The sequence below is a fragment of the Curtobacterium sp. MCPF17_046 genome, from assembly GCF_003224295.1.
Lineage (GTDB): Bacteria > Actinomycetota > Actinomycetes > Actinomycetales > Microbacteriaceae > Curtobacterium.
Genome location: NZ_QKLB01000002.1, coordinates 204,136 through 219,813, shown reverse-complemented (window position 1 = coordinate 219,813; position 15,678 = coordinate 204,136). Strand labels below are relative to the sequence as shown.

13 protein-coding genes are annotated in these 15,678 nt (G+C 69.7%); 7 read left to right on the top strand and 6 right to left on the bottom strand.

What is annotated here, in order from left to right:
- Window positions 1–107 precede the first annotated feature (107 nt).
- Window positions 108–707, top strand: coding sequence for a biotin transporter BioY (locus DEJ32_RS02575; protein WP_110825009.1), 600 nt, complete (start codon window positions 108–110; stop codon window positions 705–707).
- 76 nt (window positions 708–783) lie between these two features.
- Here the strand turns inward: DEJ32_RS02575 and DEJ32_RS02570 are convergent, their stop codons facing one another.
- Genes DEJ32_RS02570 through sufB form a run of 5 tightly spaced genes read right to left on the bottom strand, consistent with a single transcriptional unit; the run spans window position 784 to window position 4,995 of the window.
- On the bottom strand, window positions 784–1,113 hold the full coding sequence (locus DEJ32_RS02570) for a metal-sulfur cluster assembly factor (RefSeq protein ID WP_110825214.1): 330 nt from the start codon (window positions 1,111–1,113) through the stop codon (window positions 784–786).
- 2 nt (window positions 1,114–1,115) lie between these two features.
- Window positions 1,116–1,886 carry a Fe-S cluster assembly ATPase SufC gene (sufC, locus tag DEJ32_RS02565; protein ID WP_110825010.1) on the bottom strand — a complete coding sequence of 257 codons (771 nt, stop codon included), beginning with the start codon at window positions 1,884–1,886 and terminating at the stop codon, window positions 1,116–1,118.
- A gap of 56 nt (window positions 1,887–1,942) precedes the next feature.
- Window positions 1,943–2,269, bottom strand: a complete 327-nt coding sequence (locus tag DEJ32_RS02560) for a non-heme iron oxygenase ferredoxin subunit (protein ID WP_110825011.1) — start codon at window positions 2,267–2,269, stop codon at window positions 1,943–1,945.
- Window positions 2,269–3,576 (bottom strand): Fe-S cluster assembly protein SufD, encoded by a 1,308-nt coding sequence (gene sufD / locus DEJ32_RS02555; protein ID WP_110900211.1) that lies wholly within the window; start codon window positions 3,574–3,576, stop codon window positions 2,269–2,271. The genes DEJ32_RS02560 and sufD overlap by 1 nt, the downstream gene beginning before the upstream one ends.
- Window positions 3,577–4,995, bottom strand: coding sequence for a Fe-S cluster assembly protein SufB (gene sufB / locus DEJ32_RS02550; protein ID WP_110825013.1), 1,419 nt, complete (start codon window positions 4,993–4,995; stop codon window positions 3,577–3,579). It abuts the gene before it with no gap.
- Window positions 4,996–5,244: 249 nt separating this feature from the next.
- Between sufB and DEJ32_RS02545 the strand changes: the two genes are divergently transcribed.
- A complete protein-coding gene (locus DEJ32_RS02545; RefSeq protein WP_110900210.1) occupies window positions 5,245–6,210 on the top strand; it encodes a heme A synthase in 966 nt (321 codons plus the stop codon).
- Between the two features lie 574 nt (window positions 6,211–6,784).
- Here the strand turns inward: DEJ32_RS02545 and DEJ32_RS02540 are convergent.
- Complete coding sequence (locus tag DEJ32_RS02540) at window positions 6,785–7,714, bottom strand: heme o synthase (protein ID WP_181420563.1); 930 nt, start codon at window positions 7,712–7,714, stop codon at window positions 6,785–6,787.
- A 453-nt stretch (window positions 7,715–8,167) separates the two neighbouring features.
- Between DEJ32_RS02540 and tkt the strand changes: the two genes are divergently transcribed.
- The 5 genes from tkt (at window position 8,168) to DEJ32_RS02515 (ending at window position 15,627) form a co-directional block, all read left to right on the top strand.
- Window positions 8,168–10,264 (top strand): transketolase, encoded by a 2,097-nt coding sequence (tkt, locus tag DEJ32_RS02535; RefSeq protein WP_110825016.1) that lies wholly within the window; start codon window positions 8,168–8,170, stop codon window positions 10,262–10,264.
- A gap of 151 nt (window positions 10,265–10,415) precedes the next feature.
- Window positions 10,416–11,528, top strand: coding sequence for a transaldolase (tal, locus tag DEJ32_RS02530; protein WP_110825017.1), 1,113 nt, complete (start codon window positions 10,416–10,418; stop codon window positions 11,526–11,528).
- A gap of 2 nt (window positions 11,529–11,530) precedes the next feature.
- Entirely contained in the window at window positions 11,531–13,129 is a 1,599-nt protein-coding gene (locus tag DEJ32_RS02525) for a glucose-6-phosphate isomerase (RefSeq protein WP_110900208.1), read from the top strand.
- Between the two features lie 18 nt (window positions 13,130–13,147).
- Complete coding sequence (gene zwf / locus DEJ32_RS02520; RefSeq protein ID WP_110900207.1) at window positions 13,148–14,686, top strand: glucose-6-phosphate dehydrogenase; 1,539 nt, start codon at window positions 13,148–13,150, stop codon at window positions 14,684–14,686.
- Window positions 14,683–15,627, top strand: coding sequence for a glucose-6-phosphate dehydrogenase assembly protein OpcA (locus tag DEJ32_RS02515; protein WP_110900206.1), 945 nt, complete (start codon window positions 14,683–14,685; stop codon window positions 15,625–15,627). The genes zwf and DEJ32_RS02515 overlap by 4 nt, the downstream gene beginning before the upstream one ends.
- Window positions 15,628–15,678 lie beyond the last annotated feature (51 nt).

The following is a 15,678-nucleotide window of genomic DNA, read 5'->3' as shown; positions in this document are numbered from 1 at the left end:
GTCCAATCAGTTGGTGGATGTGCACAACGGTGTGTGCGGGAGGTGCACCGCTACGCTGACGGGACCGATGGTCCGAAACGGACCAGCAGTCCATTCTAGGAGAATCCATGACGAACGCCACCGGGTTCGCTCCCCGCGCAGTCCTCGCCGACCGTCTGCGCACGCACGGCCTCGCCACCGACGCCGCGCTCGTCGCGGGCGGCGCGCTGTTCACCGCCGCGCTCGCGCAGGTCGAGGTGCCGATGTGGCCGGTCCCCGTCACGGGGCAGACCCTGGCCGTCGTCCTCGTCGGCGCGACCCTCGGAGCCCGCCGCGGTGTGCTCTCGATGCTCGTCTACGCGATCGCCGGGCTCGCCGGTGCGCCGTTCTTCGCCGACGCCCAGGGCGGCCTGCAGGCCCTCACCCTGCCGAGCTTCGGGTACGTCATCGGCTTCATCCCCGCGGCCGGCCTCATCGGGTGGCTCGCGCGCCGCAACTGGGACCGCGGGGTCGGTCGCGCCGCGGCGGCCATGCTGCTCGCGAGTGCGGTCCCCTTCGTCACCGGCCTGCCCTACCTCGCGGTGGCCCTCGGCGCCCTCGGTGCTCCGAACGACCTGCAGTCCGTCCTCGCGGCGGGTCTCTACCCCTTCATCGTCGGCGGCATCGCGAAGGCGCTCATCGCCGCTGGCCTGCTGCCCCTCGCCTGGAAGGCGCTCGGCCGCCGCTGATCGCGCTCCGGACCACGTCCGGACAGGAGGCCCGGTACCAGTCGGTACCGGGCCTCCTGTCGTGCGTGCTGGTCGGCTAGATCGAGAAGCCGAGCGCGCGCATCATCTCGCGACCGTCGTCGGTGATCCGCTCCGGACCCCACGGCGGCATCCAGACCCAGTTGATCCGGAAGGCGTCGACGATGCCGTCGAGGGCGTTGGCCGTGTCGTTCTCGATGACGTCGGTCAACGGGCACCCCGCACTCGTCAGCGTCATGCTGATGATGAGGGCGCTCGCTTCGTCGTCCCAGGCGAGGTCGTAGATGAGCCCGAGGTCGACGATGTTCACGCCGAGCTCCGGGTCCTGGACCTCCTTCAGGCCCTCGACGACCTCGTCGAACTTCTCGGGGGCGAGTGTCGTGATCATCGTCACTCCGCCGTGGCCGCAGCGGCCTGCACGTAGCGGTCGTAGCCCTCGTTCTCGAGACGCTCGGCCAGCTCCGGACCGCCCTGCTCCGCGACCTTGCCCGCGACGAACACGTGCACGAAGTCCGGCGTGATGTAGCGGAGGATGCGCGTGTAGTGGGTGATGAGCAGCACGCCGAGCCCGGTCGCGGCCTTGGCGCGGTTGACGCCCTCCGACACGATCTTCAGGGCATCGACGTCGAGGCCGGAGTCGGTCTCGTCGAGCACGGCGAACTTCGGCTTGAGGAGTTCGAGCTGCATGATCTCGTGACGCTTCTTCTCACCACCGGAGAAGCCCTCGTTGACGTTGCGCTCCGCGAAGGACGGGTCCATCTTGAGGTCGGCCATCGACGAGCGGAGGTCCTTGACCCAACCGCGGAGCGCGGGCGCCTCGCCGTCGATCGCCGTCTTCGCCGTGCGGAGGAAGTTCGACACCGTGACGCCGGGAATCTCCACCGGGTACTGCATGGCGAGGAACATGCCCGCTCGCGCGCGCTCGTCGACGCTCATCGCGAGGACGTCCTGCCCGTCGAGGGTGATCGATCCACCGGTCACGTGGTAGCGCGGGTGCCCGGCGATCGTGTAGGCGAGGGTCGACTTGCCGGAACCGTTCGGGCCCATGATCGCGTGGATCTCGCCCTCGTTGATCGTCAGGTCGACGCCCTTGAGGATCTCCTTGGTGCCCTGGTCGGTGTCGATCGAGACCTGCAGGTCGCGGATTTCGAGAGTGGACATTGCGTTCCTTCGGTCGTGGCTGTGGTGCGGCGTCAGCCGCGGAAGAAGTGGACGGGTCAGTCGACCGGAACCGGGTCGTGGACGTCGACGTAGACGTCGCCGTCCCGGACCTCGACCCGGAAGACCGGGACCGGCTCGTATGCCGGGAAGTTCTTCGGCTTGCCGGTCGTCAGGGAGAACTGCGAGCCGTGCGCCCAGCACTCGAGCGAGTCGTCCTCGACGAAGCCCTCGGACAGCGAGATCTCCCCGTGGGTGCAGGTGTCGCCGATGGCGTGCACGGTCCCAGCGGAGTCCTTGACGATCGCGACCGCCGTGCCGTCGACGACGACCCGCATGGGGCTGTCGACGGCGATGTCGCCCTCGGCGCAGACCTTCTCGGCCATCAGGCGTCGGCCCCGGTCGTCCCGGCACCGGTCGACTCGGCGCCGACCAGGTCCGCGGCGGGCCCGGCGAGGACCGTCCGGCCCTCGGCGAGCTCCTGCTCGACCGCGGCGACCAGACGTTCCTCGAGCGCGGGCGCGCCGATCTTCTGGATGACCTCGACGAGGAAGCCGAGGACGACGAGACGCCGTGCCTCCTCCTCGGGGATGCCGCGGGCCTGCAGGTAGAAGAGCTGCTCGTCGTCGAAACGGCCGGTGGCGCTGGCGTGCCCGGCACCCTCGATGTCCCCGGTCTCGATCTCGAGGTTCGGGATGCTGTCCGCGCGGGTGCCGTCGGTGAGCACGAGGTTCCGGTTCTGCTCGTACGAGTCGGTGCCCGGAGCGGTCCGCCCGATCAGGACGTCCCCGATCCACACCGTGTGCGCGCCGGCGCCCTGCAACGCGCCCTTGTAGTTCACGCGGCTGCGGGTGTTCGGTGCGTCGTGGTCGACGTACACCTGCTGCTCGATGTACTGCCCGGCGTCCGCGAAGTACACCCCGTACATCTCCGCGTCGGCGCCCTGCGCGCCGAGGTGCGTCGACGGGTTGACACGGACGACGTCGCCGCCGAGCGAGACCACCACGTGCTTGAGGAAGGCATCGCGGCCGACCTCGGCGAAGTGGGTCGACACGTGCACGGCGTCGTCGTCCCAGTCCTGCACGGTGACGACGGTCAGTCGTGCGCCGTCCCGGACCACGATCTCGAGGTTCTCGCTGAGGAGCGCGGACCCACGGTTGTCGATCACGACGATGCCCTCGGCGTGCTGCTCGGCCGTGATCACGGTGTGCGCGGCACGCGGGTGCGTCCCGAAGTCCGACCGCGTCACGGTCATGGACTCGTGCTCGCCGGTCGCCTTCACGGTGATCGCGAGGACGGCGTCACGGGCGCTCCAGGCAGCGGCAGCCGCCCGGTCCTCCGGCAGTCCGGCACCACCGACGCGCGGGTCGTCGCTGCGACCCCACTCGACGTCGGCGCCGGCGGACTGCGTCGCGAGGAAGGGGTACGCCGAGCCGTCCAGCGTGCTCTCGAGGAGCGGCCGGATCTTGTCGAGCGGCGCGAACTTCCAGTTGACCTCTCGGCCGGTCACGGCGGGGAAGGCACCGACGTCGCCCGAGCGGAACCGCTCGGAACGCGTCTGCACGGGCACCTTGGTGTCCCAGCCGCCGTCGGAGTGCGCCCGGGCGCCGTGCTGGTCCGTACCGCCCGACGTGAGCGTGCTCGCGGGCTCCGTCGGCTGGTCGATGTGGGGAGGAGGGGTGGAGCTGGACATCTAGCCGACGGATCCTTCCATGCTCATCTCGATGAGCTTGTTGAGTTCGAGTGCGTACTCCATCGGGAGCTCGCGAGCGATCGGCTCGATGAACCCGCGCACGATCATCGCCATGGCCTCGTCCTCGGGCATGCCACGCGACATGAGGTAGAACAGCTGCTCCTCGCTGACGCGGGAGACCGTTGCCTCGTGTCCGAGCTGCACGTCGTCCACGCGGATGTCGATCGCCGGGTACGTGTCGCTGCGCGAGACCGTGTCCACGAGCAGCGCGTCACAGCGGACGGTGTTCGCCGAGTGGTGTGCCGCAGGGTCCACGCGGACCTCGCCGCGGTACCCGGCACGACCGCCACCACGGGCGATCGACTTCGAGACGATCGACGACGTCGTGTACGGCGCCATGTGGATCATCTTCGCGCCGGCGTCCTGGTGCTGACCCGGGCCCGCGAAGGCGACCGAGAGGGTCTCACCCTTGGCGTGCTCGCCGGCCAGGTAGATCGACGGGTACTTCATCGTCACCTTCGAGCCGATGTTGCCGTCGATCCACTCCATGGTGGCGCCCTCGTGCGCGATCGCACGCTTCGTCACGAGGTTGTAGACGTTGTTCGACCAGTTCTGGATCGTCGTGTAGCGCACGCGTGCGTTCTTCTTCACGATGATCTCGACGACGGCGGAGTGCAGGGAGTCCGACTTGTAGATCGGGGCGGTGCAGCCCTCGATGTAGTGGATGTAGGAGTCCTCGTCGGCGATGATCAGCGTCCGCTCGAACTGGCCCATGTTCTCCGTGTTGATGCGGAAGTACGCCTGCAGCGGGATCTCGACGTGGACGCCCTTCGGGACGTAGACGAACGAGCCACCCGACCAGACGGCCGTGTTCAGCGCGGCGAACTTGTTGTCACCGGACGGGATCACGGTGCCGAAGTACTCCTGGAACAGCTCCGGGTGCTCACGCAGCGCCGTGTCGGTGTCCATGAAGATGACACCCTGCTGCTCCAGGTCCTCGCGGATCTGGTGGTAGACGACCTCGGACTCGTACTGCGCGGCGACGCCGGCGACGAGACGCTGACGCTCGGCCTCCGGGATGCCCAGACGCTCGTAGGTCGTCCGGATGTCCTCGGGGAGGTCCTCCCACGACTCGGCCTGGTTCTCCGTCGACTTCACGAAGTACTTGATGTTGTCGAAGTCGATGTCCGACAGGTCCGCACCCCAGGAGGGCATCGGCTTGCGGTCGAAGATCTTCAGCGCCTTGAGGCGGTTCGCCCGCATCCACTCCGGTTCGCCCTTGCGCTCGGAGATGTCGGTGACGACCTCGTCCGAGAGCCCGCGGCGGGCGGAGGCGCCGGCCGCGTCGGAGTCGGCCCAGCCGAATTCGTACTGGCCGAGCCCTTCGAGTTCTGGACGGTCGATGAGCACGTCGGACATGGTCTCCTCGTTTCCTTCTCGCAACAGCGTCTCCGGTACAACCCGGTGGTGTCGGACACCATTCCACCGCGGACCGCCGACACGACGGACCGGGTGTTGCTGCCTCGCAACGTCGATGCTTCCACGCAGTCCTGGCATCGAGCGGCGATCTCGGCCCTTTCGGAGCCGGCGCCTGCCTAGACTTGACTGCTGCTGAACCCTCGAATCCTACAGGTCCAGGGCCCGGAACAACAGGAAGGCACCACCCTCGTGACTCGCGTCGCACCGTCCGTCGAGCAGGACACCCCGACCTCGACCCGCTGGTGGTCGCTCCCCCGGGCCGTGGACCGCCGCGTCGTCGTCCTCGCCTGGGCCTCGTTCGTCGTCGAGGTCGTCCTCATCGGCACGGGCGGACTCGTCCGGCTGACGGCGTCCGGTCTCGGGTGCCCCACCTGGCCGAAGTGCACGACGGACTCCCTCGTCTCGACGCCGGAGATGGGCATCCACGGGGTCATCGAGTTCGGCAACCGTCTGCTGACCTTCGTGCTCGTCATCGTCGCGATCGCGATGTTCCTGGCCGTCGTCCGCATGCGCAAGACCCGGCCGGAACTGTTCTGGCTGGCGTTCGCCCAGGGCGCAGCGATCCCGGTCCAGGCCGTGATCGGCGGCGTGTCGGTCATCACGAACCTCAACCCGTACGTGGTCGGGCTGCACTTCGTCGTCTCCGCGGTGCTCACGAGCGTCACCGCCGCACTGGTCTACCGATCGGTCAACGGCCCGCGGGTGCGCGACCGGATCGTCCCCTCGTGGTACTCCGGCGTCGTCCGAGGTGCAGTGGTCGCCGTCGCCGTGACGGTCCTCGTCGGGATCCTCACGACCGGCAGCGGACCGCACGCCGGGGCGAGCGAGCGCGTCGACGGCGGCGCACTGCACCGGACCGGCTTCGACACCGAGCTCCTACAGCACCTCCACGCGATCCCCGCCTACGTCACGTTCGCGCTCACCCTCGTCCTGGTCATCGGTGCGGTGCGGCTGCGGATGTCGAGCCGGACTCCGCTCCTGCTCCTCGTCGTCGAGTTCGTCCAGATCACCGTCGGGCTCACCCAGGCGAAGACCGGGCTCCCGGTCGGGCTGGTCGGCGCCCACATGGTGCTCGCCGGGCTGCTCGTGGCGGCGATGACCGCCGTGGTGCTCTCGACGCGGTCGAGTGCCGGACGGCAGGCCGTCCGCGCCTGACGGTCGGCGCCGGGCAGGACGTCCTCCGCGGGACGATCCCGGCGCCCCGAGCCGGACGGGAGGCCCGTACCGGTCCCAGCGACGGCTCCCGTCTCGAGTCAGGTGGCGGCGTCGGCGCGCAGCGCCCGTCCCGAGCCGGACCGACGGCACCCTCGAACCCATCCGCGCCTGCCGTCCTGAGCCGGACCGCTGACACGCTCCGGGCCGACCCGTGCGTCCCGCCCTGAGCCGGACGGGTGGCGTGCTCCTGCCTGGCCCGTGCCTCCCGTCCTGAGCCGGACGGTCGTGATCCCGGCCGTCGCGTGCCTCCTGTCCTCACCCTGACGGAAGCCGGACGCGGGCCGACCCGCGGGTCCGGACCGAGCCTGGCCGGGCCGGACCGAGCCGGGATGGACGGACTGCGTGCGAACCGGCCGCACCCCCTGGCCCCGCAGACCCGGACCGCGCCACCGTCTCCCTCGTGGAGAGCAGCACGGACCTGCGTGCAGCTCGCGGGTCCTTCCCCCGCCCCGCCGGCGCCGGTCCACGACGACGGCCCCGGTCTCCGAGGAGACCGGGGCCGTCGTGACGCGCCTCAGATCGTGAAGGTGAAGACCTGCGGCAGCAGCGGGTCGATGCCCACGGCGATGAAGAGCAAGGTCAGGTAGGTGATCGAGCTGCGGAACACGCGCATCGGCTGCACCTGCTCCATGTGCTGGATCGCCCGGTTGTACAGCAGGTGCGACTCGACGACGAACCAGATACCGGCCGCGAGGGCGACCACGGTGTACAGCGGCCCCATGGCCGCCACGGGGACGAGCAGCAGCGAGCAGACCAGCGTCGCCCACGCGTACAGCACGACCTGGAGCCCGACGACCGTGCGGCCGCGGACGACGGCGAGCATCGGGACGTCGGCGGCGTCGTAGTCGTCGCGGTACTTCATCGAGAGCGGCCAGTAGTGCGGCGGCGTCCAGAGGAAGATGACCATGAACAGGATGACCGGTGCCCACGTCAGCGACCCGGTGACGGCGGCCCAGCCGATGAGCACGGGCATGCACCCGGCGGAACCGCCCCAGACGATGTTCTGCGGGGTGCGGCGCTTGAGCCAGAGCGTGTAGACGAAGACGTAGATGAGGATCGCGGCGATGCTGAGGGCGGCGGCGAGCCAGTTCACGAAGACGACGAGGACCACCGTCGAGGCGATGCCGAGTGCCCACGAGAAGACCAGTGCCTCGCGGTCGGAGAGCTCGCCGGTCACCAGCGGGCGGGTGCTCGTCCGCTTCATCAGCCGGTCGATGTCGCGGTCGATGTAGCAGTTGAAGGCCGAGGCCGAGCCCGCCGACATCGCGCCGCCGAGCATCGTCCAGAAGACGAGCCACAGGTCGGGCACACCCCGTTCCGCGAGGAACATCGTGGGTGCGGTCGTGACGAGCAGCAACTCCATGACGCGCGGCTTGGTGAGCGAGACGTACGCCCGGACCTTGCGGGACAGCATCGACCGACGAACGGTGTCTGGCCTGGTCACGGTGGCAGTCGGCAAGGGAACCTCAGTCTGTTTCGCTGCAGTCCGCACGCTCGGGTGGACGGCACCGTCGGCGTCCGGGCATGCGTGTCCGCGGAATGGTCGCGGCTCACCGACAGTTTACGCGATCGACGGCGCCACGACGATGTCCCGCCGCCGCCCGTCCCGATCCCGCCGTCCCGCCATCCCGCCATCCCGTACGTCGACGGCCGGACACGCCCGGTCGTCGGTCCGCCGCCCGATGACCATCCAGCCTCGCCGGTCACCTGGACACCTTCTGAGTGCCGGTTCACTATGCTGGAGAGGCCCTCCCGCAGCGTGCCCCGATGACGTCGGCCGCGTTCGAGCCGGTCGGCTGCCGGCAACGGCACCGCGACGGAGCCCCGGGTCGGCAACATGTCCGTGCGATGGCACGAGCCCTCGCACATGTCGCATCAATGAAGGGTCAACATCCAAGTGGCTGAATTCACCTGGGACGCCATCGACCGGAAGGCCGTCGACACGGCCCGCGTCCTCGCCGCCGACTCTGTCGAGGCGGCCGGCAACGGTCACCCCGGCACCGCGATGAGCCTCGCGCCGCTGGCTCACCTCCTGTTCCAGAAGGTGATGCGCCGCGACCCGAGCGACTCCACGTGGATCGGCCGCGACCGCTTCATCCTCTCGGCAGGCCACGCCTCGATCCTCCAGTACGTGCAGTTCTACCTGCACGGCTACGGCCTCGAGCTCGACGACCTGCAGCACCTGCGCAAGTGGGGCTCGAAGACCCCGGGCCACCCTGAGTACGGCCACACCGACGGCGTCGAGATCACGACCGGCCCGCTCGGCCAGGGCCTCGCCTCCTCCGTGGGCTTCGCCTACGCGCAGCGCTTCGAGCGCGGCCTGTTCGACCCGGAGACCCCGGCCGGCCAGTCGCCGTTCGACCACTACACCTACGTGATCGCCGGAGACGGTGACATGCAGGAGGGCGTCACGAACGAGGCCGCCAGCCTCGCGGGCCGCCAGCAGCTCGGCAACCTCATCGCCTTCTACGACTCGAACCAGATCTCGATCGAGGACGACACCGACATCGCGTTCTCCGAGGACGTCCACGCCCGCTACGAGGCGCTCGGCTGGCACGTCCAGGTCGTCGACTGGAAGAAGACCGGCGAGTACAGCGAGGACGCCGAAGCGCTCCACGCCGCCGTCGAGGCCGCGAAGCAGGTCCACGACAAGCCGTCGCTCATCGTCCTCAAGACGATCATCGGTTGGCCGTCGCCGACCAAGCAGAACTCCGGCAAGATCCACGGCTCGGCACTCGGCGCCGACGAGCTCAAGGGCCTCAAGGAGGTCCTGGGCTTCGACCCCGAGAAGACCTTCGACGTCGACCCCGAGGTCCTCGACTACACCCGTGGTGCGATCGCCAAGGGCCAGGCCGAGCACGCCGAGTGGCAGAAGTCCTTCGACGCGTGGGCCGCGGCCAACGCCGACAAGAAGGCGCTCTTCGACCGCGTCCAGGCGAAGGAGCTCCCGGAGGGCCTCGAGGCCGCACTGCCGGTCTTCAGCTCCGAGAAGGCCGTCTCGACCCGTGCCGCCTCGGGCAAGGTCATCAACGCCATCGCGCCGCTCATGCCCGAGTTCTGGGGCGGTTCGGCCGACCTGGCCGAGTCGAACCTCACCACGATCGAGGACGGCAAGTCCTTCGGTCCGGCCGAGGCCACGACGAAGACCTGGACCACCGACCCGTTCGGCCGCGTCCTGCACTTCGGCATCCGCGAGCACGCCATGGGCTCGATCCTCAACGGCATCGTCCTGCACGGGAACACCCGTCCCTTCGGCGGCACGTTCCTCATCTTCAGCGACTACATGCGTCCGGCGGTCCGTCTCGCCGCGCTCATGAAGGCGCCGGCGATCTACGTCTGGACGCACGACTCCATCGCCCTCGGCGAGGACGGCCCGACGCACCAGCCGATCGAGCAGATCAGCGCCCTCCGTGCGATCCCGGGTCTCGACGTCGTCCGCCCCGCTGACGCCAACGAGGTCGCGTACGCCTGGCTCGAGATGCTCAAGCACCAGGACCGCCCGGCCGGCATCGCGCTGAGCCGTCAGAACCTCCCGGTCTTCGAGCGTGGTGAGGGCGACGCCTCCGGCGAGACGCTCGCCTCCGCGAAGAACGTCGCCAAGGGCGCCTACGTCCTGGCCGAGGCCCCGAACGGCACGCCGGACGTCATCCTCATCGGCACCGGTTCCGAGGTGCAGATCGCGCTCGACGCGCGTGAGCAGCTCAAGGGCGAGGGCATCAACGCCCGCGTCGTCTCGGCTCCGTCGCTCGAGTGGTTCCACGAGCAGGACGAGGCGTACCGCGAGTCGGTCCTGCCGAAGGCCGTCAAGGCCCGCGTCTCGGTCGAGGCCGGGATCGCGATGAGCTGGCGCGACATCGTCGGTGACGCCGGTCGCAGCGTGTCGATCGAGCACTTCGGTGCCTCGGCCGACTACCAGAAGCTGTTCGAGGAGTTCGGCTTCACCACCGAGCACGTCGTCTCGGCGGCCAAGGAATCGATCGCAGCAGCCTCCTGACCCCCTGGGCCGGGCCCGGACTCCGGGCCCGGCCCTTCCGTACGGGAGGCCCGCGGCGACTCCGCCACGGACCTCCCGTCCCGGGGGCACGTCCCCCGCACAGACCCCGGCTCGAGCAGCCGACGAACGAAACGAAGAAGAGAAGAAGCGAATGACTGACACCACTCCCACCGAAGCCCTCTCCGCCGTCGGCGTGAGCATCTGGCTCGACGACCTGTCCCGCGAGCTCCTCGAGACCGGCCGTCTCGAGAACCTCATCGCGGACCGCAACGTCGTCGGCGTCACCACCAACCCGACGATCTTCGCCTCGGCCCTCGCCAAGGGCGAGCGCTACGACGCGCAGGTCAAGGAGCTGGCCGCGGCCGGTACCGACGTGACCAACGCGATCTTCGAGATCACGACGCGTGACGTCGCCGACGCGTCGGACATCTTCGCCCCGATCTACGCCTCCTCGAACGGCTTCGACGGCCGCGTCTCGATCGAGGTCGAGCCGGGTCTCGCGCACGACACGGCGAAGACCATCGAGCAGGCGAAGTTCCTGTTCGACAAGGTCGGCAAGGAGAACGTCCTCATCAAGATCCCGGCGACGGTCGACGGCCTCGAGGCCATCACCGAGGTCATCGGTGCGGGCATCTCGGTCAACGTCACCCTGATCTTCTCGCTCGAGCGCTACCGCGCCGTCATCGACGCCTACCTCGGCGGGCTCGAGAAGGCCAAGGCCGCCGGCCACGACCTGTCGAAGATCCACTCGGTCGCGTCGTTCTTCGTGTCGCGCGTCGACTCCGAGATCGACAAGCGTCTCGACGCCATCGGCTCCGACGAGGCCACCGCGCTCAAGTCCAAGGCGGGCATCGCCAACGCCCAGCTCGCCTACCAGGTCTGGACCCAGGCCTTCGCGACCGAGCGTGCCCTCGGCCTGCTCGAGTCCGGCGCGAACACGCAGCGCCCGCTGTGGGCCTCGACCGGCGTCAAGGACCCGTCGCTGCCCGACACGCTCTACGTGACCGAGCTCGCCGCCCCGAACACCGTCAACACGATGCCGGGCAAGACCCTCGAGGCGACGTTCGACCACGGCGAGGTCCACGGCGACGCGATCGCCGGCACCTTCGACGACGCGAACCAGGTCATGGACCAGCTCGCTGCCGTCGGTGTCGACTACGACGACGTCGTCGCGCTGCTCGAGAAGGAAGCCGTCGAGAAGTTCAACGTCTCGTGGGGCGAGCTCGTCGACACGGTCCAGACCGCGCTCGAGAACGCCAAGTAGGAGTGACCGTCTCCATCGCCGCCAGCGGTGACGCGGCGCGGGCCATCGACACGGTGGTCCCGCGCCTCGTCACCGACCTGGTGGCGTCCGGGATCACGGCGCAGGACGCCGCCCTGTGGGGCCCCGCCGCGGAAGCCGAGGCGTCGAAGCGCCTCGGCTGGGTGGAGGCGGTCTCCGTCTCCCGTCCGCTCGTCGCCGAGGTCGCCGCGCTGCGCGAGCAGTTGCTCGCCCAGGGGGTGGACCGGGTGGTGCTCGCCGGCATGGGCGGCTCGTCGCTCGCGCCAGAGGTCATCACCCGCACGGCCGGGGTCCCGCTCGTCGTCCTCGACTCCACCGATCCCGCGCAGGTCCGCGCCGCGCTGACCGACCTCGAGCGCACGGTGCTCGTCGTGTCGTCGAAGTCCGGTTCGACGGTGGAGACGGACTCGCAGCGCCGGGTGTTCGAGCAGGCGTTCCAGGACGCCGGGATCAACCCCGCCGAACGGATCGTCGTCGTCACCGACCCGGGCTCCGCGCTCGAGGCGACGGCACTCGAGGCCGGTCACCGGGTCTTCACCGCCGACCCCACGGTCGGCGGTCGGTACTCCGCGCTCACCGCGTTCGGGCTCGTCCCCGCCGGTCTGGCCGGAGCCGACATCGCCGAACTACTCGACGAGGCCGACGCCATCTCGGTGCTCCTCGCGGTCGACACCGACGAGAACCCCGGGCTCGTGCTCGGAGCAGTTCTCGGCGGGACGGCTCCCCTCCGGGACAAGATCGGGATCGTCGCGGACGGGACGCACATCCTCGGCTTCGGCGACTGGGTCGAACAGCTCATCGCCGAGTCGACCGGCAAGGACGGCCGCGGGCTGCTGCCGGTCGTCCTCGACGTCGACTCCCCCGAGGTGACCGCGGGTCTGCCCGACCTGCAGGTCGTCCGGCTGGTGGGCTCCCGGGAGGACGAACGACACGTCGCCGCCGGCGAGGTCGAGATCACGGGCACGCTCGGCGGGCAGTTCCTCGTCTGGGAGTACGCGGTCGCGGTCGCCGGGCGCCTGCTCGGGATCAACCCGTTCGACCAGCCCGACGTCGAGGCCGCCAAGGTCGCGGCCCGGGCGCTGCTCGACGCGCCCGCCGCCGAGACGACGGCCCCCGCGTTCGAGGACGACGGCGTCGCGGTCTCCGCGACCGGCGGACTCGAGACCGGCGCGACGCTCACCCAGGCCGTGTCGAGCCTCCTGGCTGCTGTCAGCGAGGACGGCTACCTGGCCGTGCAGGCGTACGTCGACCGTTCGGCCGGCCACGGCCTGGAGGCCCTCCGCGACCTCCTCGCCGAGCGCACGGGCCGGCCCGTCACCTTCGGGTACGGGCCCCGGTTCCTGCACTCCACCGGCCAGTACCACAAGGGCGGTCCCGCGAACGGCGTCTTCCTGCAGATCGTCTCCGACGAGCAGGACGACCTGGCCGTCCCCGGCCGCCCCTTCACCTTCGGTCGGCTCATCCGAGCCCAGGCCGCCGGCGACGCGAGTGTCCTCGCCGAACACGGCCGCCCGGTGCTGACCCTGTCGACGCGGGACCTCCCCGCAGCGACGGCGGTCATCACGGCTGCAGTCACCACCTGATCAAAGGAGTTCACCGACATGTCACCGGTGGCGATCACCCCGGAGCACAACCCGCTCCGGCTGCCCACGGACCGTCGACTGAACCGGATCGCGGGTCCCAGCACCCTCATCATCTTCGGAGTCACGGGAGACCTCTCCCGCAAGAAGCTGATGCCCGCGGTCTACGACCTCGCCAACCGGGGGCTCCTGCCGCCCGGCTTCGCGCTGGTCGGGTTCGCTCGGCGTGACTGGGAGGACCAGGACTTCTCCCAGCTCGTCCACGACGCCGTCAAGGAGCACTCGCGGACCCCGTTCGACGAGGACGTCTGGCGTCAGCTCGAACAGGGCATCCGCTTCGTCCAGGGGTCCTTCGACGACCCCGAGGCGTTCACGCTCCTCAAGGAGACGGTCGACACCCTGGACGCCGAACGCGGGACCCTCGGGAACCACGCGTTCTACCTGTCCATCCCGCCGAAGATGTTCCCGGTCGTGACCGAGCAGCTCAAGCTGTCCGGGCTGACCGAGAAGCGCGACGGGTCGTGGAGCCGGGTCGTGGTCGAGAAGCCCTTCGGTTCGGACCTCCGCACGGCCCGCGAACTGAACGCGATCGTCGAGAGCGTCTTCGCGCCCGACGACGTGTTCCGCATCGACCACTACCTCGGCAAGGAGACCGTCCAGAACCTCCTGACGCTCCGGTTCGCGAACCAGATGTACGAACCCATCTGGAACTCGAACTACGTCGACCACGTGCAGATCACGATGGCCGAGGACATCGGCGTGGCCGGACGTGCCGCCTACTACGACGGCATCGGTGCGGCGCGGGACGTCATCCAGAACCACCTGCTGCAGCTCCTCGCCCTCACGGCGATGGAGGAGCCCGTCTCGTTCAAGGCCGGACACCTCCGTGCCGAGAAGGAGAAGGTGCTCTCCGCGGTCCGCCTGCCCGAGGACCTGTCCTCGGCGACCAGCCGCGGGCAGTACGCCGGCGGGTGGCAGGGCGGCGAGAAGGTGCTCGGGTTCCTCGAGGAAGCGGGCATGAACCCCGAGTCCACGACCGAGACCTTCGCGGCCATCCGTCTCGACATCGCGACCCGCCGCTGGCAGGGGGTTCCGTTCTACCTGCGTGCCGGCAAGCGACTCGGCCGCCGCGTCACCGAGATCGCGATCGTGTTCAAGCGCGTGCCGGAGGACGTGTTCGGCATCGAGCAGTCGCCCCTCGGCCAGAACGCGCTCGTCATCCGCGTGCAGCCGGACGAGGGCGTCACGCTCCGCTTCGGCTCGAAGGTCCCCGGCGTCGGGACGCAGGTCCGCGACGTCACGATGGACTTCGGCTACGGCCACGCGTTCACCGAGGCCTCCCCCGAGGCCTACGAACGGCTCATCCTCGACGTGCTCCTCGGTGACCCGCCGCTGTTCCCGCGGCACCAGGAGGTCGAGCTGTCCTGGAAGATCCTCGACCCGATCGAGGAGTTCTGGCGGACACAGGGCCAGCCCGAACAGTACCGTCCCGGCACGTGGGGCCCGGCTTCGGCCGACGAGCTCCTCGCACGCGACGGTCGGACCTGGAGGCGTCCATGAAGATCGACCTGCCGAACACCACGGTCTCGAAGATCCAGAAGACCCTGGTGCACATCCGCGAGGAGGGCGGCGCCGTCGCACTCGGTCGCGTGCTCACCCTCGTCGTCTCGACCGCTCTCGGCCGCGAGGAAGAGGCGATCGAGGCCGCGAACCAGGCGTCCCGCGAGCACCCGATGCGCGTCGTCATCGTGTCGAAGAACGAGGGCGACATCGCGTCCCCCGGCCGTCTCGACGCGCAGATCCGCGTCGGCAGTGACGCGGGTGCCAGCGAGGTCATCGTCCTCCGCGCCTACGGCGAGACCGCTGCGGACGAGGAGAGCCTGGTCACCGGGCTCCTCCTGCCCGACGCGCCCGTCGTGGCCTGGTGGCCGGAAGCCGCGCCGGAGAAGCCGTCGGTCTCGCCGCTCGGCCGGATCGCCCAGCGCCGGATCACCGACGCCGCGGCGCAGAAGGACCCGAACGGCGCGATCATGGCGCTCGCGGACTCCTACGCGCCCGGCGACACGGACTTCGCCTGGACCCGCCTCACGCTGTGGCGGAACCAGCTGGCCGCAGCACTCGACCAGCCGCCGTTCGAGCCGATCACCGCGGTGGAGGTCTCCGGCGCGTTCGACAGCCCGTCGACGGTGCTCCTCGCCGCCTGGCTCGGGCTGCAGCTCAAGGTGCCGGTCGACGTCACGACCTCGCCGCGGGCCACGGGTTCGAGCGGCATCCACGGCGTGAAGCTCGTGCGCGACTCCGGCACCATCGAACTCGAGCGCTCGCTGGTCGACGTGGCGACGCTCTCGATGCCCGGCCAGCCGACGCACGACCTGTCCCTGCCGCGCCGCAACCTGCGCGACTGCCTGGCCGAGGAACTCCGTAGACTCGACCCGGACGTCCTCTTCGGAGACGTCGTCAAGCACGGGGTGGCCAAGCTCCGCGAACGCATCGCGGGCTGACCACCGCCACGGTCCGACCGTCCGTCCTCCCCCGCCCTGCCCGTCAGGTCG